The 20,075-nt window shown below is 39.9% G+C and carries 9 protein-coding genes and 1 CRISPR repeat array; all 9 genes read left to right on the top strand.

Translation table 11 applies throughout. The features are described 5' to 3' along the window. The first annotated feature begins 8 nt into the window (after nt 1-8). The 9 genes from I2D69_RS02415 to csm5 all read left to right on the top strand — a co-directional run bounded on the left by I2D69_RS02415 (nt 9) and on the right by csm5 (nt 19,534). On the top strand, nt 9-9,857 hold the full coding sequence (locus tag I2D69_RS02415; protein ID WP_195379334.1) for an InlB B-repeat-containing protein: 9,849 nt from the start codon (nt 9-11) through the stop codon (nt 9,855-9,857). Nucleotides 9,858-10,125: 268 nt separating this feature from the next. Further along, nucleotides 10,126-10,689: a TetR/AcrR family transcriptional regulator gene (locus I2D69_RS02410; protein ID WP_195379333.1), complete on the top strand. Its 564-nt coding sequence runs from the start codon at nt 10,126-10,128 to the stop codon at nt 10,687-10,689. Nucleotides 10,690-11,048: 359 nt separating this feature from the next. Then, entirely contained in the window at nt 11,049-13,016 is a 1,968-nt protein-coding gene (locus I2D69_RS02405; protein ID WP_195379332.1) for an oleate hydratase, read from the top strand. Nucleotides 13,017-13,346: 330 nt separating this feature from the next. Further along, nucleotides 13,347-14,084: a CRISPR-associated endoribonuclease Cas6 gene (gene cas6, locus I2D69_RS02400; protein ID WP_195379331.1), complete on the top strand. Its 738-nt coding sequence runs from the start codon at nt 13,347-13,349 to the stop codon at nt 14,082-14,084. Beyond that, nucleotides 14,077-16,413, top strand: a complete 2,337-nt coding sequence (gene cas10, locus I2D69_RS02395) for a type III-A CRISPR-associated protein Cas10/Csm1 (protein WP_173772960.1) — start codon at nt 14,077-14,079, stop codon at nt 16,411-16,413. The genes cas6 and cas10 overlap by 8 nt, the downstream gene beginning before the upstream one ends. A gap of 1 nt (nt 16,414) precedes the next feature. Next, nucleotides 16,415-16,816 (top strand): type III-A CRISPR-associated protein Csm2, encoded by a 402-nt coding sequence (csm2, locus tag I2D69_RS02390; protein ID WP_173718029.1) that lies wholly within the window; start codon nt 16,415-16,417, stop codon nt 16,814-16,816. A 12-nt stretch (nt 16,817-16,828) separates the two neighbouring features. Continuing rightward, on the top strand, nt 16,829-17,494 hold the full coding sequence (gene csm3 / locus I2D69_RS02385; RefSeq protein WP_173718030.1) for a type III-A CRISPR-associated RAMP protein Csm3: 666 nt from the start codon (nt 16,829-16,831) through the stop codon (nt 17,492-17,494). A gap of 19 nt (nt 17,495-17,513) precedes the next feature. After that, nucleotides 17,514-18,440: a type III-A CRISPR-associated RAMP protein Csm4 gene (gene csm4, locus I2D69_RS02380; RefSeq protein WP_173718031.1), complete on the top strand. Its 927-nt coding sequence runs from the start codon at nt 17,514-17,516 to the stop codon at nt 18,438-18,440. Beyond that, complete coding sequence (csm5, locus tag I2D69_RS02375) at nt 18,437-19,534, top strand: type III-A CRISPR-associated RAMP protein Csm5 (RefSeq protein WP_173718032.1); 1,098 nt, start codon at nt 18,437-18,439, stop codon at nt 19,532-19,534. The genes csm4 and csm5 overlap by 4 nt, the downstream gene beginning before the upstream one ends. A 134-nt stretch (nt 19,535-19,668) precedes the next feature. Further along, a CRISPR array of direct repeats spans nt 19,669-19,988; the repeat unit is 35 nt; unit sequence ATTGAGAAATATAAGTCCCCGGTAGGGGACGGAAA. Between the last annotated feature and the right edge of the window lie 87 nt (nt 19,989-20,075).

Raw genomic sequence — 20,075 nt, 5'->3', positions numbered from 1 at the left:
GAAGCATTATGAGGAAAAAGCAGTTTTTACAGTTCAGGAGAGCGATGGCAACGTTGCTGGCTGTAGCAATGATCGGGCAGAATACAGTGATGACCACCGCTGAGAATTATGTGGCTGATAATACAGCTGTGGTTGCAGAAGAGCAGGCTCAGGAACCGGGGGTTCAGGTTGAAGAGTCTGCATCACCGGCAGTTCAGGAATCAGCACCGGTTGCAGAAACACCAGCGGAACCGGCGGCGCAGGCAGTGTCAGAAACACCAGCGGAACCGGCGGCGCAGGCGGTGGCGGAGACACTAACGGAACCGGCGGCGCAGGCAGTGGCAGAGACACCAGCGGAACCAGCGGCGCAGGCAGTGGCGGAGACACCAGCGGAACCAGCGGCGCAGGCAGTGTCAGAAAAGCCAGCGGAACCGGCAGCGCAGGCAGAGGTGGAAAAGCCAGCGGAACCGGCGACACAGGCAGAGGTGGAAAAGCCAGCGGAACCGACGGGTCAGACAGTGGCAGAACCTGCCCAGAACAATAGCCAGGAAGAGAGTAAAACAGAAGAGCAGCCTACTGCATCTGACTCTGGGGAAAATAAAGACCAGACTAATGTCGAAAATGGAGCCGAGAATTCTCAGGAAAGCCAACCTTCAGAAGAAGCGAAAGAAATTCTTTATCATGTAACTTTCGACGAGCACGCAGCAGATTTTGGAAAAATCCAGGTTCGCGGCGAAGGGGCTCCGGTGGAGAATATTTCTTCTTACAGAAAAGAAGTAAAAGAAAATGAAAGTTTTGCTTTTTCTGTTAAAGCAAACGATGGATATGAAGTAGACCATGTTTGCTTTGCAGACACTCAGGCAGATATTCAGAAAAATGCAGATGGTCTCTACGAGATCCAGGCTGTAACAAAAGATGAGAAAGTTACTGTTACATACAAAGCAGTAGCTCAGGAGCCAGTGGCAGAGCCACCAGCTGCAGAGAATAATATCGCATTATTAATGCTTGATGAAACAGATCACGAACAGAACGTTATTACTTATTATGAAGTTGTATTTAAATATGAGGATAAGGATGGAACCCTCCATACCTTAACTACTCAGCAGATAGAAAGTGGAAAAGCTGCAGTAGCACCTGCTGCACCTGAAAAAGATGGCTATCGTTTTATCGGATGGGATAAAGATTTCAGTAATGTAACAGCAGATATGGAAGTTACAGCTCAGTATTCTGAAATTGGTGCAAAGGTAAAATATCAGATTATTTATCAATATACAGATGGAACTGTAGCAGCGCAGCCATGGGTAGCTGAATTTGAAAAAGGTGTAACTTATGAGAATACGATTACTTCACCTCAGTTAGAGGGTTTTAGTGTTGACCAGTCAACAGTAACTTTTAGTGGAAAAGTAGAGACAGATCAGACAATTACAGTTACCTATACAGGAACTGCAACAACTTATACAGTTAAGCATTTGCTTCAGAATACAGATGGAAAAACGTATACAGAAGATGCTAGTGAAACAATTGACGGTACTACAGGAACTACAACTGTAGCTGCAGCGAGAGCATATAAAGGCTTTACCTCACAAGAGGTGAGTCAGGCAAAAGTAAATGCGGACGGTTCTACTGTCGTTGAAATTAAATATGACAGAAACAGCTATCGTCTTACCTGGAATACAGACGGTGGAAGTTATGTTGAGCCAAGTGATATCCTGTATGGTGCTTCTATAACACTGCCGAAAGAGCCAACTAAGCTTGGATATACATTTAAAGGCTGGAATAATTGCCCGGCAACGATGCCGGCAGAAGACACTACTGTAACAGCGAAATGGGAAATTAATACAAGAGCTGCATACAGAATTATTTACTGGCAGGAATCATTGGAAACTCCAGGAACATATGAGATGGCTAAGAACAAGAATGGCGAAGCGGACATAGTTGATGGTACTGATGTTGTTGGAAAAAATATTTCTTATAGCGTAGAAAAAAATCGCTATAATGGATTTGAACCTGCTGTAGAAAAGAATAAAGGAGATATTCAGATTACAGCCGATGGGCAGGCTGTTAAGAATATTTATTATAACAGAAAGACATATACAATAAAATTTTATGTTCCACAAAGACGAAATTATTGGGGAAATCCAACTGATTGGAAAGTAGACAGTAATTTAGAAATTTCAGCACGATACGGTGAGGATGTTTCAGCACAGTGGAATGATTCTGCGCATAACCAATATTTATGGTCAACAGGAAAAGGGACAAACATATATTATACGTTGCTTGCCAACATGCCTGCCGAAAACTTAGTGATGTATGGGTATGATTTGAAAACTGGAAAAAACATTATATATTATACAGAGACTTTAGATAGTACAGCTGTAGCTGAAAAATATAATGTATATGCAACATTTGAAGCAGGCAAAGATATGTTTTTAACCGATGAGGATAAAATGCCAATTGATGGATTCAAATGGAAGTCATGGAGAGAAAAGGGAGAAGGTAATCTTTGGCTAAAATATTCTCGTAATTCCTATGTACTTCATTTTGCCAATTGTACCGGTGTTGCAGATGCAAGTATAAAATTTGAAGCCAATGTCTCCGGTTATAAACCATTGGATAAAGATGTACAGCCTCCAGCAAACGTGGACAGTGATTACATTTTTGCTGGTTGGTATACATCCCCGGCATGTGAAGATGGCACAGAATTTGACTGGCAAACAAAAATGCCATCCCATACCATTACATTATATGCCAAATGGAAAGCCCCAACATACACAGTAACTTTTAATCCAAATGGTGGAACAGTAACTGAGTCAACTTTGACAGTGACCAAAGGTCATACACTTGGAGATACATTACCAACACCAATTAAAGAAGGCGATGAATTCCTCGGTTGGTACACAGATGAATCTTTTACTCACAAATTTGTAAAAGAGTCACAGATTGTAAAAAATCAGACCCTTTATGCGAAATGGAAAAGTTCTGATATTATCACTTACTATATTGTAGCAAAGGATGTAGATGGAAAGGAATTATGGAGAAGCGAAGCACAGAGCATTGAGAAAGGAAAAAATGCAAGTGTAAACGCGCAGCCTATAGACGACTACTATCCGCAGGAACTTTCAAAGAGTGTAATTATAAACAATGATAAACAGGAGATTGTTTTCATCTATAAACCGCTTGAAAACTGGACTTATACGATTCGCTATGTAGACGAGAGTGGAAAAGAAATTGGAACAGCAGAGTCTGTGACCACAACTGATAATATGAAAACTGTTGTATATAAGGTTTTCGAGGGTTATCAGTTAACTTCTCCGGCGGTAGTACAGGCAATTAAAGGCCAGACTACTGAGATCGTTTTCACGTATGCAGCCCCAGAAGCAACATACACAGTAGAACATTGGCTTCAGAATCCAGATGGAACTTACTATAAGAAAGAATTTGAACTTCAGGGTGCAGAAAAGATTGGTGCATGGGTATCTGCGACACCTAAGGGTTATACTGGCTTTACTTGTGTAAGTGGAGAAATCGAGCGCAGTGGGGCTGTAGTAAAAGGCGGCGGTTTAATCCTTAAAGTTTATTATAACAGAGAGTCTCTTTCTGTAGAGGATTACACTGGCAAGTACGATGGCCAGGAGCATACCATCACTATTACAGCGCCTGGTATTGAGGGAGATGTGATTCAATATCAGATCGGAGACGGTCAGTGGACTGATCTCAATGACAATTTTACCAATCTTCCGAAATATAAAGATTGCGGAACTACTGTAATAAAGGTTCGTGTTGTTAATAATGGAAATGTGGGACCTGCAGTAGAAGCAAAGATAAGTATTACACAGCGTAAAATAACACTTACAAGTGCAAAGGACGAAAAATTCTATGACGGAACTCCACTGACGAATGACACTATTGTAGTTGGTGGAGAAGATGAATTCGTAGAAGGAGAAGGTATTGCTTCCTATGGAGTGACAGGATCACAGACAGAAGCAGGAGAATCTGACAATGTATTTGATTATACTTTGAAGGAAAATACCAAATCAGAAAACTATGAAATCCAAAAAAAATATGGAAAACTGAAAGTGAAACCAGTTGACACCGAGGTTGTAGTTACGATCACAGAACACAGTGGCACAGGTATTTATGACGGAAACAAACAGACCGTAACAGGATACGATGTAACGAATATCAGCAATACGCTGTACTCTGAAAAAGATTTTAGTTTCAACGGAAATGCGGTTATAGAAGGAACTAATGCAGGAAGCTACAATATGGAACTGAAGGCAGCGAATTTCAAGAATATCAGCAAAAACTTTACAAATGTAAAATTTGTAATTGTAGATGGAACTCTTGAAATTGCCAGATGCCCGGTAACCATCAAAGCCAAAGAGTCCAGCAAGGTATACGGAAATCCAGATCCTGCTTTTGAACTGGCAATATTGGAAAACAGTGTAGGAGATGAGCTTAAAGATCTTGATCTTGCAGTAATCAGAAGTGATGCAGGAGACGATACTATAAAGGTTCATGAGAATGTGCTGAGTATCCAGAACAGCAAAGAAGCTCTGGAAAAAGAATATACCAACTATACCTTTACTATTATCCCTGCAGACTTTACCATCTTCGAAAATGAAAATGGTCTGACAGTAAGTGCAGCAGATGTAGTAAAGGAATACGATGGAAACAGCTATGGAGTAACAGCGACAGCACGGATTAAAAATGCAGAAATTGAGAATCCAAATATAACAATCAAATATTGGAATGAAAAGACAAATGCATATGATCTGGACGAATCACCTGAATACAGGAATGTAGCAGATACTCCGGCAACTGTGAAATTTGAGGCGAGCCTGTATGGTTACAAATCTGTTCAGGGAGAAGCAACTGTAACGATTAATAAACGTTCTGTACTCCTCACCAGCGCCAGTGCCAGCAAGATTTACGACGGAACTCCATTAACCAATTCAAATGTAACAGTAACTGGTAGTGGCTTCGTAGATGGTGAAGTAACAGATATCAAAGCAATCGGCAGCGTTACAAATGTAGCCGACAGTCCAAAACCAAACACAATCACTTTTACACCGGTTGAAGGAAAATTCAATGCAGATAATTATGCCATTGAACAGGTTGAGGGAGAACTTGCAATTACCCCGGTTACCACAAAAGTAAAAGTTGAAATCATTGGAAATCATGTAAGTGAGAAATATGATGGCACTCCGAAAGTGGCAGAAGGTTATGTTATCAATATTGTGGAAGACACATCTGGTGTTTACCAAAAAGACGATATTGAAGTCATTGGTAATGACAGTGCTTTTGCAGAAAGAACAGATGCAGGAACCACATTTATGGGATTGAAGGCAGACGCTTTCGCAAATGGAAATCCGAATTTCACAAATATAACAATCGTAGTTACGGATGGTTATGTAGAGGTTATCCCACGTTCTGTAACTCTTACCAGCGAGAGTGCTGCTAAGGTTTACGACGGAACTCCATTAATCCGTCCGGATGTAACTATAGGTGGGGATGGCTTCGTAAATGGCGAAGTGTCTGATGTCAAAGCAATTGGAAGTGCTTTAAATGTAAGTGATAAGGATGTAAGGAATGAAATTACCTTTACTCAGAAAACTGGCTATAAAGCGGAAAACTACGATATTAAGTATGAACCTGGAACCCTCAGGATCACTCCAATTGTTGACGAAGTAACCATAACCATCACAGAGCACAGCGCTTCCCTGAAATACAACGGAGCGGAACAATCTGTTACAGGTTATGACACAGCAATTGACAACACCCTCTATAAAGAAACTGATTTCACCTTCAGCGGAGATGCCACAGCGAAAGGAACTGACTTTGGTTCATATCCGATGAATCTGAAAGCAGAAGACTTTACAAACAAGAATAAAAATTTTGCAAATGTAGTATTTGAAATTGTAGACGGACAGCTTGAGATTACCAAACGAGATGTGGAACTGATCAGTGGTTCTGACGAGAAAGTTTACGACGGAACTCCGCTGACTAAGAATCACATTCTGATCGCAGGTGACCAGTTTGTTCCTGGAGAAGGCGCAGATTATGATGTAACCGGAAGCCAGACAAATGCAGGATCAAGTGATAATGAATTCACTTACAGACTGAACAGCAGCACCAAGGCAATCAACTACAATATCAAAACTACTCCGGGAACCCTTAAGGTAACCCCGGTTACAGATAACGTAATTGTCACCATTACCGAACACAGTGGCAGCGCCAAATATGATGGCACTGAGAAAACAGTAACCGGTTATGACGTAGCAATAGACAATGAACTGTATACAGAAAATGACTTTACATTTAGTGGAAATGATGTTATTAAAGCAACAGATGCAGACATTTACAACATGGAACTGAAACCATCTGACTTTAACAACATAAGCCATAACTTCGCAAGTGTTACCTTCAAAATCGTAGACGGAACCTTGAATATTTCCAGACGAGATGTGACTCTGACCAGCGCAACAGACAGCAAGACATATGATGGAAAGCCACTGACCAATGATAATGTGGCAGTTGGCGGTGACGGCTTCGCAGAAGGAGAAGGTGCAGTATACAACGTAACCGGAAGTCAGGCAGAGGCAGGCTTCAGCAACAATACCTTTAGCTATGAGCTGAAAGATAATACCAAACCGGATAACTACAACATCACACCATTTGAAGGAATCCTTACTGTTTCCTCTAGCGAAGATGAAGTAGTGGTAACAATCACAGGTAACAAAGGCACTCAGAAGTACGATGGAACAGAGAAAACGGTAGAAGGCTACACAGTATCCATTACCAGTCCTTTGTATAAAGAAAGTGATTTCAACTTTGATGGTATAGCTCTTGTAAAAGGAACAAATGCAGATGCTTATATGATGGGGCTGAGTGAAGAGAACTTCACAAATACCAATAAGAACTTTGCAAAAGTTACCTTCCATGTAATTGATGGCTCTCTTGTAATCGAAAAACGTAATCTGGTTCTTACCAGTGCAAGTGCCCAGAAGGTTTACAATGGAACAGAGCTAACAGCAAAGGATGTAACGGTAAGTGGCGATGGATTTGTCAAGGGCGAAGGTGCATCCTATGATGTAACTGGAACTCAGACAACTGTAGGTGACAGCGAGAATACATTCACCTATAAGCTGAATGAAAATACCAACGCTGACAACTACACCATTGAAACTAAGAATGGCAGCCTGCTTGTTACACCTGTAACAGATCAGGTTGTGGTAACACTGAAAGAAAACAGTGGTACAGAAGTCTATGACGGAACAGAGAAAACAGTTACCGGCTACACGGTAGCAGACATCAGCAACAAGCTGTATACGGACAAAGATTTCACATTCACTGGAAATGCTGAGGTAAAAGGAACAGATGCCGGAATCTACGATATGGAGTTGAAGGCAGAAGATTTCCAGAACATCAACCCGAACTTTACAAACGTTGTGTTTAAGGTGGAGGACGGAGCTCTTGAAATCACCAGACGCCAGGTAACCTTCCAGGCTGACAGCGGCGAGAAGAAATATGACGGCGAGGAGCTTACGGTTCCTACATGGAAACTGGCAGATGGAACTCTGGCAGATGGCCAGCAGGAAATCGCACATGTAGAAGGAAGCCAGACACTGGTTGGCGAAAGCGAGAATAAGATCACAGATCTGAAGATTTTTGCAAATGCAGCAAGCCAGGAAGCTGAGGGCAGCGAGACAGAAGCACAGGATGTGACAAAGAACTATTCCATTATTCTTCTTGCAGGACTTCTGAAGGTTACAGACGGAAGTGAAGAAGATCCGGTAGATCCAGGCCAGGTTGTAACCAAGACCCATGAGGATAAAACCTATGATCTGGATGAGACTGTTACCTTTACAATCAATGTAAAGAATATCTATGACGAAGCGAAAACCGTAAGGATCATTGAACTTCCTGGTGTTGTGATCGAAGGTGCACCGCAGGAGACTCCGAACGTTCTCACAGTTGAGAAGGTTCCTGCAGGTGAAACTGTTACAGCAACAGCAACCTATAAAATTACAGAGGCAGATATTGCTAACGGAAGCTTTGTAAATACGGTAAAAGTGGAATTCGAGGGCGGTAAGCCATTTGAAAACACTGATACAGTAACCACCGTTGATCCGGTAAGAAGCTATACACTTACCAAGAAATCCAGTGAGAGCACTCACGAAAACGGAATGTTCAAAGCAGGCGAAACCATCCATTACACCCTCACCGTGACCAACACAGGAAACCAGACTCTGGAAAATGTAGAGATCACAGATACTCTGAATGCAGCCGGAACGATTTCCAACATTCAGGGCGCAGACAGTAAGCAGGATGGAAAGGTAACAATTTTCACAATCAGCAGCCTTGCACCAAAAGCAGAAGCAACCATCACTTATGATTACGTGGTACAGGAAGCAGATAAAGGCAATACGATCAGCAACGCAGCAGTAGGAACTCCTGCAAATCCAGAGGATCCAGATGGCGAGAAGCCAGGAGACAACACGAATAACCCAGTAGAAAATCCGAAGCTTGAAGTGAAGAAGGACATTGTTTCCATCACAGCAGCAGATGGAACCCAGAAAGACAAAGCAGGAAAAGCAGACCTGAACGACATCATTACCTACAGCGTAACTGTAACCAATACCGGAAACGTGAAACTCACAAATGTGAAGATTACAGACAGTCTGGAAGGAATCCGGCTTGCAGAAGGCCAGAGCTTTGACCTTGGCATCCTGGAAGCAGGAGAGGCAAAGACCGTAACCTACACCTATCAGGTGAAAGAATCTGACCTTGGAAAATCCATTCTCAATACAGCAACCGCAACAGGTGACGTACCGGAGAATCCGGCCGACACCCCGAAACCGGAAGGCAAAGATGAGAAAGAAGTTCCAACAGAAGATCCGGCAAATTGCAGTATTACAGTAACTAAACGGCTTACAAATATCCAGGGTGAACTCCTTGCAGTCCGTGCAGCAGACTTCTATGTGACATTGTTCTCCGACGAGGCAATGACTCAGAAGGCAGCTGACACAAAGATGATTCACTTTGATGAAAATCAGGGAACCTCTTCGGTAACATTTGACCAGCTGAAACGCGGTACCTACTATGTAGCAGAGACCGACGCAGAAGGCAAAGTCGTTGCAGAGGGTACCTACAACAATGGTTCTTATGTAGCACAGTATCAGGCAGGCAATAAAGTAGAGATTACGGAGAACGGAACAGCAGCACAGTTCCAGTTTGATAATCAGTTCCTGCTTCTGCCAGACGAGTACTATATTGTGAAAACCATCACAATTAATAAGACAGTTGTTAAGAAAAACGGCGAAGACCTGAAATCTGAAGAGACCTTCTATGCAGGAATTTTCAAAGATGAAGACTGTACACAGCTTGCAGACGGCGTAAGCCAGAACATTGTTCCACTTGTTATGGACGGTGAATCCACTGCAACAGCAAAAACAGAAGTTACAGTTCCTGTAGGCGGCGAAGAAATAAAACTGTATGTAACGGAGGTTACAGCAGATGGTACACCGGTAGCATTAAACGATACCTTTGAATATGATGTGGAAATAAATGACGGCTTTGTAACACTTTCTGAGACATCAGAAGATGCAACAGTCCTTATTATCAACACATCCAGAAAGGAAGAACCGGAACCGACAGCAGAGCCGGTACAGGAACCTACAGAAGCTCCTGCAGAGCCCACCCAGGCTCCTCAGATCACACAGCAGCCAGAGGACAGGGCAGTTACAACAAATGGCGTCAAGACCGGTGACGATTCACCTCTTACCCAGCTTGCATTCATGCTCTTCGCAGCCTCCGCTGCAATCCTTCTTATCATTTTTCTCAAGAAGAAAGATGAAAAAGATATAATGAAATAAGGCTTCCCCTTAGCCCCCTTTCTGGAAAAGCACTTCATGTGCCCTCCACGAAAGGGGGCTTTTCCCATGCATTTCTTTGTGAAAATGGTGTGAAAGCGGCTTTTTCAACAATGCTCCTGTTGACAAAAAATCAAAAAGGATTTATAAAATCCTTAGAGCCTGCAGATTGCAGGAATGATTTTTCAAACACGCTCTAGAATCTGTGCGGACCTCATGGATTGCATGATGCCGTACTGCATAATAAAATCATCAAGAGGAGCACATCTGAATGAACAATATCACAAAAAATGCACTGGAAGAGTCTTTGAAGAAATTTCTCCTTCAGAAGCCTCTGGACAAGATCACCATCAGCGACCTGACTACAGATTGCGGAATTAGCCGAATGGCTTTTTACTATCATTTTAAAGACATTTATGACCTGGTAGAATGGTCCTGTATTGAGGACGCTTCCCGGGCTTTGCAGGGAAAAAAGACTTACGACACCTGGCAGGAAGGGCTTCAGCAGATTTTTGAGGCTGTTTTGGAAAATAAACCATTTATCTTGAACGTGTATCGCTCTGTGAAACGAGAGCAGGTGGAAAATTATCTGTACAGCTTGACCTATCAGCTGATCGAAGGAGTGGTGGAAGAGCAGAGCGAGAATCTGAGGGTTACAGAGGAACAGAAGAAATTTATTGCGGATTTTTACAAATACAGTTTCGTAGGTGTTATGCTTGATTGGATCAAGAGAGGAATGAAGGAAGCCCCAGAAGAAATCGCGAATATGGTCTGCGTGACCATGCATGGAAATATTGGGAATTCTCTGCGGAATATGGAGAAGGAAGGGCAATAAAGATTAAGTTTATCCGGAAAATAAGGGATAACTATGGCATAGCAGCTTTAATCCTGAAAGGGCGGGACATAAAGTTTTCGAAATCAACTTTACAAAGTAAGGCGGATGATAAGTTTTTTGTCATCCGTCTTGTTTTGTAAATTGAGGAAAATTATTTTTTGACGTAGAATACACTCAGAAACAGGAAATACTAAATAAAAGGCAGCAGAATTTCGAATTAGTCAAATAAAAGCTTTTTATCTGAAGGTTAGGAAACAAAACTGAGAAAGCTTAGAAGCTGATTCGAAAAGTTAAAACAAGAATAAACACAGATAGCCGGAAATAATGTAACGGCAAATTTCAGAAAGGTGGTAATTTTTATGTCAAAGAAAAAACATTCCGTATTAGGCATGGCAGCACTTGCCGCAGCAGGTGCAGGAGCAGCAGTTCTGGCAAACAAGAGCCGCGAGGAGAAACAGATCACAGAAGCACACGTAGACCCGAATTACCGCAATACAGAGCGTGGCAAAAATGAGAAAAACAGCAAGGGCATTTATTATACAAACGGTAACTACGAAGCATTTGCCCGCCCGGAGAAACCGGAAGGCGTAGATGACAAGCATGCATATCTGGTAGGAAGCGGACTTGCTTCTCTGGCAGCAGCTTGCTTCCTTGTAAGAGACGCACAGATGCCTGGCGATCACATTCACATTCTGGAATCGATGGACATTGCAGGCGGTGCATGCGACGGTATTTTTGATCCGATGAGAGGATACGTTATGCGAGGCGGCCGTGAGATGGAAAACCATTTCGAGTGCCTCTGGGATCTTTTCCATAGCATTCCATCTCTGGAAAAACCAGGTGCCTCCGTTCTGGACGAGTACTACTGGCTGAACAAACATGATCCAAACTATTCTCTTTGCCGTGCTACTGTAAATCAGGGCAAAGATGCTCACACAGATGGTAAATTCAACCTGAGCCAGAAGGGCTGCATGGAGATCATGAAGCTGTTCTTCACAAAGGACGAGGATCTTTACGATAAGACCATCGAGGATGTATTCGATGATGAGGTTCTGAATTCCACATTCTGGTTATACTGGAGAACCATGTTTGCATTCGAAAATTGGCACAGCGCACTGGAGATGAAGCTTTATATCCAGCGTTTTATCCATCATATCGGCGGACTTCCGGATTTCAGTGCTCTGAAATTCACCAAATACAATCAGTATGAGTCCCTGATCCTTCCAATGAAGAAATATCTGGAGGATGCAGGCGTTGACTTCCAGTTCAACACAGAGGTTACCAATGTAATCTTTGATATCCATGATGGCAAAAAAGTGGCAACTGCCATTGAGTGCAAGGTAAAGGGTGTTGAGAAGGGAATCCTTCTTACTGAGAATGACTACGTATTTGTTACCAACGGAAGCTGTACAGAGGGAACTATCTACGGTGACCAGAACCACGCTCCAAACGGAGATGCTGAGGTTCGTACAAGCGGCTGCTGGAGCCTTTGGAAAAATATTGCAAAACAGGATCCGTCTTTCGGACATCCGGAGAAATTCTGCTCCGACATTGCGAAGACCAACTGGGAATCTGCAACTGTTACCACACTGGATGACAAGATCATTCCTTATATTACCGACATCTGCAAGAGAGATCCAAAGAGCGGCAATGTTGTTACCGGCGGTATCGTAAGCTGCCAGGATTCCAGCTGGCTGTTAAGCTGGACCATCAACCGTCAGGGTCAGTTCAAGGATCAGGACAAAGATAAGGTTTGCGTCTGGGTATATGGTCTCTTCACAGATGTACCTGGCGATTATGTAAAGAAACCGATGAAAGAGTGTACTGGTAAAGAAATCACGGAAGAGTGGCTGTACCATATGGGCGTACCGACGGATCAGATCGAGGATCTGGCTGAAAACAGCGCAGTCTGCGTACCGACCATGATGCCTTACATCACTGCATTCTTCATGCCAAGAGCAAAAGGCGACAGACCGGACGTTATCCCGGATGGCTGCGTGAACTTTGCATTCCTTGGACAGTTTGCTGAGACTCCAAGAGACACCATCTTCACCACAGAATATTCTGTTCGTACCGCAATGGAAGCTGTATACGGACTTATGGGCGTAGATCGTGGTGTTCCGGAAGTATGGGGCAGCGTTTACGATGTAAGAGAACTCCTCGATGCCAGCGTAAAACTTATGGATGGCAGATCCCCACTTGAAATCGAGCTTCCTGGACCGCTGAATCTGGTGAAAAAACCTTTGCTGAAAGCAATCAAGGGAACCTTAGTGGAGAAGGTACTGAGAGACCATGATGTGATTAAGGATTATATGCTGGAGAAATAAGCGGTTGTAAAAATTTTATATGCTGAAACGAGCGAAGAGTCGGAGTGATCCGGCTCTTTGTTTAATAGTAATGAATGAAAGATAGAAGACTGAAAAATGTTGGAATATTGGAGAGTGAAAAAATCAAAGTAGGCATAACCGTTATTTATGTTTTGAGCAGACATAGGTAACGGTTTTTTGTGTCATGTTTTTGCAAGATAATAGATTAGACACTTTAAATAATATAAAAATATACAAAAAATGCAAAAAAACAATGATTTTATAGTGCGTTTGTATTATAATATTTGCATACTTGACCAAAATGATAATTATTTTAACGGAGAATGAAACATGTATGTAGAATTATGCATGGAGTTTGGAAAAACAGAAATAAATTTTCAGCAATCTTCAAATTTACAAGGTGTCATTATGGAGAATATAAGCACGGAGTATGCGGGAATTCTTCATGGAAATCAGCTTAATCCGTATAGTCAATATGTGTCAAAAGAAGAGAACGGTGTAGTTTGGCATATAAAGACTGTTACAGATGAAGCATATAAGAATATTATACTTCCAATGTCCGAGCTGAAAGAGATTACACTAAGAAAACGAGGAATTACAATTGTTCCTGAGAAAAAAACAATACAAATGATGGAAGCGAAAACTCTATTGGATGAGTTTTATGACAAGAAATGCTCTAGGTATTTTGAGGTATATTTTTTAACACCTACAGCATTTAAGCATGATGGAAATTATATTTTTTATCCGGATTTAAGTCTGATATATGGAAGCTTAATGCGTAAATATAGTGCATTTTCACAGCAGATGACAATGGAAGATAAAGACACTTTAGAGGAACTGTGCAGGAGCAGTGAAGTCGTAAATTATCGTTTACAAACAATACCATTTCCATTGGAAAAAATAAACGTGACTGGGTTTGTTGGAAAAATTGGAATTAAAGTGAAAGGTTCAGAGACTATAGCAAGATATATAAGGCTTCTTTTTCATTTCGGGGAATTTTCAGGAGTGGGAATAAAAACTGGAATGGGAATGGGAGCTATAAGATGCGGAGGGAAAAAGGATGAATGATCGAAAAGCGAAGCTGATTATAGGAAGCCTTTTACATGATATTGGAAAAGTAATCTACAGAGAAGGTGGTGACAAAAGAAACCACAGCGTAAGTGGATATGATTACTTAAAAGAAGAAGCTGACATAAAAGAAAAGGAAATTTTGGATTGTGTTAAATATCATCATGCACTGCTATTAAAGAGTGCAAATCTTGAAGATGATAACCTGGCGTATATAACATATATAGCTGATAATATCGCGGCATTTGCAGATAGAAGAGAAAAAGAAAATGTCGATGACAAAGGATTTGAAATCGCGGTTCCACTTCAAAGCATTTTTAATATTTTAAATGGAAATAAACAAGAATATTATTATCAACCGGGAGACATGGATCCGGAAAGTGGAATCAATTATCCGTCAGAAGAGAAGAAAAACTTTTCACAGACATTTTATATAAAAATCCGTCAGAGAATAACGGATAATCTTCGAGGAATAGACTGGAATGATGAATATGTGAATTCCCTGTTGGCTGTAATGGAGGCAAATTTGTCATATGTACCGTCATCTACAGCAAAGGCGGAGCTGGCAGATATTTCATTATTTGATCATGTAAAATTTACAGCAGCAGTAGCCAGTTGCATTTATGATTATTTAAATGCTGGAAAAAAGAATTGTAAGGATGAACTTTTCACGAAAGAGAAAGAATTTTATGACAGACAGGCTTTTTTACTTTGCTCTTTAGATATTTCAGGTATTCAGAATTTTATTTATACAATTACTTCCCAAAATGCATTACGTACATTAAGAGCACGTTCTTTTTATTTAGAAATAATGATGGAGCACATTATTGATACGCTTCTTGAAAAATTAGAATTATCCAGAGCGAATTTATTGTATTCTGGTGGCGGACATTGTTATCTTTTATTGGCAAATACGGAAGATACGCTACATAAATTGGAAGATTGGAAAAAAGAGTTAAAGTTATGGTTCCTAAAGCATTTTCAAAATGAACTGTTCGTTGCATGTGGATATGTCAAATGTAGTGCTAATTCTCTGAGGAATATTCCTGAGGGAAGTTATTCTGAAATGTTTCGCGGGGTGGGAGAAAAACTGTCAGCGGAAAAAATGCATCGATATGAAGCGGACGAAATTATTTGGTTAAATAGCCAAAAGGCTGATGATTATACGAAAGAATGTAAAGTATGTAAGCATGTTGGGAAAGTAAGCGAAGATGGACTATGTCCATTATGCAGTAAAATACAGAAATTATCCAATAATGTATTGTATAGTGATTTCTTTTCTGTCGTATTAGAAGGAGAAGCGGATGGTCTTCCGCTTCCAGGGGGATATTTACTTCTTGCAGATGATGAAAAAACGTTATCAAAACGTATGGAAAAAGATTCATATTTCGTAAGGGTATATGCAAAAAATCAGATGTATACTGGAAAACATATTGCCACAAAGCTTTGGGTAGGAGATTACACTACTGGGGATACATTTGAAAAATTTGCGCAAAAGGCAGAAGGAATTAAACGTATTGGTGTTTTGAGAGCTGATGTGGATAATTTAGGACAGACTTTTGTTGCTGGATTTGCTGGAAAATATGCGACATTGTCAAGAACAGCAGCACTTTCAAGGCAGTTATCAATTTTCTTTAAATATTATATTCGTTCAATTTTAAAAAATGGAGAGTATCATATTGATGGAGAAAAGAAGTTGACAGAAAGAAATGCAACTATTGTATATTCAGGTGGAGATGACGTATTTATTGTAGGTGCGTGGAATGAGGTAATCGAGCTATCAATTGATTTACAGGAAAAATTTAAAAAATACACGCAAGGAACCTTGTCAATATCGTCTGGAATTGGAATTTATGAATGTACATATCCGATAGGTGCCATTGCGAATGAAACTGGGGAAATGGAAGCGGAGTCAAAAAGAATGCCTGAAAAAGATTCTGTGACGTTAATGGATGATGGTGAGACGCATTTGATTAATGAACTTGAAATATGCGATGGTACTTATCGGTGGGAAGAATTATATAAGAGTGTTCTTGGAGAAAAATATGATGTAATTCAAGATTTTCTTGGAGAATCAGATGAAAGAGGAATGTCATTCTTATACCGCATGCTGGAACTGATCCGAAATCAGAAGGAGAAAATTAACTTTGCAAGATTTGTCTATCTTCTGTCTCGCTTGGAGCCAGATAAAGAAGGTGAAAAGAAAGAAAAATATCGCAAGTTTTCCAGAAAAATGTATCAATGGGTGCAATCTGAAAAAGACTGTAGAGAATTGAAAACAGCAATAAATCTATATGCTTATATGCACAGAGAGAAGGGGGCTCATTAATATGCGAATAAATGAGAAAAATTATGTCGATAAGGCTGAAAAAGTAATTTCGGATCTGGCAGAAGAATCAAAGGTGAAGAACAGAGGGCGTGTAAATATTGTAACGACCTCTAAACTTCGAAATCTTCTGGCAATGACAGCTGATATATATAATCAGGTATTACTTTATCCGTCGGAGAGGCTTGATGATGAACTGCTAGGAAGAATAGAATATTTAAGAGTTCGGGTTATGTATGAATGTGGGCGTGATAATGAGCACAAGGTAGAAAAGTTTATAAAAAAGGCTGAAATAATTGAATGTTTGAAAGAAATTGGTGCAAGTAAAAAGAACTATTTGCTTTTTAGTCGATATATGGAAGCTCTTATTGCATTTCATAAGTACTATGGTGGAAAAGAACAGTAAAGGGGGAGCATTATGTACGCAAAAATTAGAATTAATGGGGATATTTTAGTGAAAACCGGTATGCATATTGGAGGAAGCAGTGCTTTTGCGGCAATTGGAGCAGTTGATTCTCCAATAGTAAGGGATGTAAGATCAAATCTTCCATTGCTTCCTGGAAGTTCTTTAAAAGGCAAAATGAGGAGTTTACTTGCTAAGGAATTTAATGAAAGTCTTCAGGATCCAGATAATGATCATGAAAGAATTGTACGTTTATTTGGTTCAGCTAAGAAGGGAAACGTAAAGCGAAGCAGGCTGTTATTTTCAGATATGGTATTGGCGAATGAAGGAGAATTAAGACGAGCAGGTCTGCAGAGTATGACCGAGGTGAAATTTGAGAATTCGATTTCCAGACTTACTGCAGTAGCAAACCCAAGACAAATAGAGAGAGCTGTTCGAGGTTCTATTTTTGAGTTAGATTTAATATACGAAGTGGAAGATGAAAAAGAAATGATAGAAGATGTGGAAACGCTGGCAGAGGGTATGCGCTTGCTTCAATACGATTATATTGGAGGAAGTGGTTCACGGGGATATGGGAAAATTGCATTTGAGAATATAATTGCGGAAACTGTTGTAGGTGAGGTAAGTGAAGAATTATTGGCGCAGTGTAATAAGATATTATCACAAGCAATTCAGGAGTGAATTCTGAAAGGAGAAAACATTGAATTACACAAGTTATCGTTTGGAATTCTTTAATGGAGTACGATTTGGACATGGGAATCTCGACAGTACAGATATATCATTTCATGCAGATACTCTTTTTTCGGCTCTTTATCAGGAAGCATTAAAATTAAATAAGGAAAATTTATTTTTGGAATTTGTAGAAAATGATAGGTTATTATTTTCAGATGGATTTCCCTATATTGGAAAGGAATATTTTATTCCAAAACCAATGTTAAAAATTGAACGAAAAAGTTCAGCTTCGCGTGGAGATTCGAGAGAAAAAAAGTTGATTAAAAATATGAAATATATTCCAGTAGAGCTTTTGGAAGAATACATAAATGGAGATTTTCCGTTAGATCAAATGGATTTACTCCATAATCTAGGAAAATCAGGAATGAGAGTATCTGTTGGAATCAGTGGCAATGAGGATCCAGAGCCATATAGAGTAAATGCTTTTTATTTCAATGATGGAAACGGGCTATATATTATAGTTGGTTTTCAGGATGAAAAAGTGAAAAATTTGTTTGAAGAATTATTAGAAAGTTTATCGTATACTGGAGTTGGAGGAAAGAAGAGCACAGGATTAGGGCGCTTTGAATATCAGGAAAGTGAAATTTCTACAAATTTAGAAAAAAAATTACAAAAAGCTGGAAAAATAAATATATTGCTTTCTACTGCGATGGCAGCAGATATGGAGCTGGAGAAGATTCTTGATTGTGCCTATTATAGTCTGTTAAAGCGAGGGGGCTTTATAGATTCGGAAAAATATGCAGAACAACAGATGAGAAAACAGGAAAGATATGTTTTTATACCGGGATCTTGTTTTCAGCAAGTATTTAAAGGAACTGTGATAACAGAAAAGAATCGTGGAACACACCCTATATTCAGATATGAGAAAGCACTTTTTCTGGGGGTAGACATATGAAAAGAGTATTAAAAACATATCAGTTAGAATTAGAGGTATGCGGACCTGTTTATGTCGGAAGTGGCATGGAAATTCAGAAAAAGGAATATCTTTTTTTGAATAGAAATACAGTTGGTATTATAGATATTGATAAGTTGTATATGTTAGCCAAGAAAAAGCACTTGGAAATTGAGTTTGAAAAATTTATGGTTGTAGATGGAAGAGAAGATTTGAAGCATTGGGTTGAAAGAAATCGAATTTCTCTGGATGAAATCAAGTGCTGTATGAAGTATAAAATAAATGTAGGAGATATTCAGATGGAAAAAGGGCGCATGCAAATTATGAATTTCATGCGAGATCCTTATGGAAATCCATATATTCCTGGCAGTTCAATAAAGGGAATGCTTCGTACAATTTTACTTGCAGCAGATATTATGAAAAATCCACTGTACTATAAACAAGATGTCCAGAAGATAAAAATGGAATTGGATGGACCGATTAGAAATAGAAATATTTTACAAAAAAATATAGGGGGAATTGAAGAAAAAGCATTTCATAAATTAAATAGAACAGAAAAAAGCAAAGATGCAGTGAATGATATTATGTCAGGAATTATAATCAGTGACAGTAAACCACTGAGCAATGAAGATATGATACTTTGTCAGAAATGGGAATATCATATCGATGGTAGCAGCAAAACACTAAATCTGCTTCGTGAATGTGTCAAGCCAGGAACTGTGATAAAGACGAGTATGAAAGTTGACGAATCAATCAATCAGATTACAAGTGAGAAAATTATGGAAGCAGTAAAAAAATTTTATCAATTTTACTATAGTGTATTTCAGAGCAAATATCCTATTGCAGATCAGATGTTTGATGAAACGGTATTTCTTGGTGGCGGAAGTGGATTTGTCTCAAAAACTGTGATATATTCTCTGTTAGGAGAAAGAGAAGGAGTTCAAGCTGTGCAGGATATTTTTGATAAAACTTACGTGCCAAAGGAACATAAGCATTACAAAGATTGCAGACTGGGAGTTTCTCCTCATGTCCTAAAATGTACGAAATATTGTGGGAAAACTTATATGATGGGGCAATGTAAATTCAAAATATATTAGTTTTCCCGCGCACCGCATAAAATAGGCATTTGGAGAGTTTCTTATAATGAAAAATAAACTTATATTTCTGAAAAATCATTTCCCACGCAAATTGCGTAATACAGTCAGTGTTTACAAGGAATTGCGGAGATGGTATTGAGAAATATAAGTCCCCGGTAGGGGACGGAAACTAGTTCCTACTATTGTTACTACTCCAATAAATATTGAGAAATATAAGTCCCCGGTAGGGGACGGAAATGTTTCCTTTACTGATGTATAGTAAGAGTTGACCATCTATTGAGAAATATAAGTCCCCGGTAGGGGACGGAAATGATGGAAAATCAGTGATTTCGGATTTTACATGAACAATTGAGAAATATAAGTCCCCGGTAGGGGACGGAAACGGATTCAAACCCGCGTGCGAAGTTAAAACCGGAACAATTGAGAAATATAAGTCCCCGGTAGGGGACGGAAACCCGTATGCCATTTTCAACGAATCATGAAAGCTTATCACAGCCTATAATGAAAATAGAGGATTGACCTCCACTACTTTTTTTACTTC

The sequence above is a fragment of the Ruminococcus sp. D54t1_190329_F1 genome (assembly GCF_015551645.1).
Lineage (GTDB): Bacteria > Bacillota > Clostridia > Lachnospirales > Lachnospiraceae > Blautia_A > Blautia_A faecis.
Note: the sequence above shows the minus strand (reverse complement) of the source record. Positions and strands in the feature narration are given on the sequence as shown.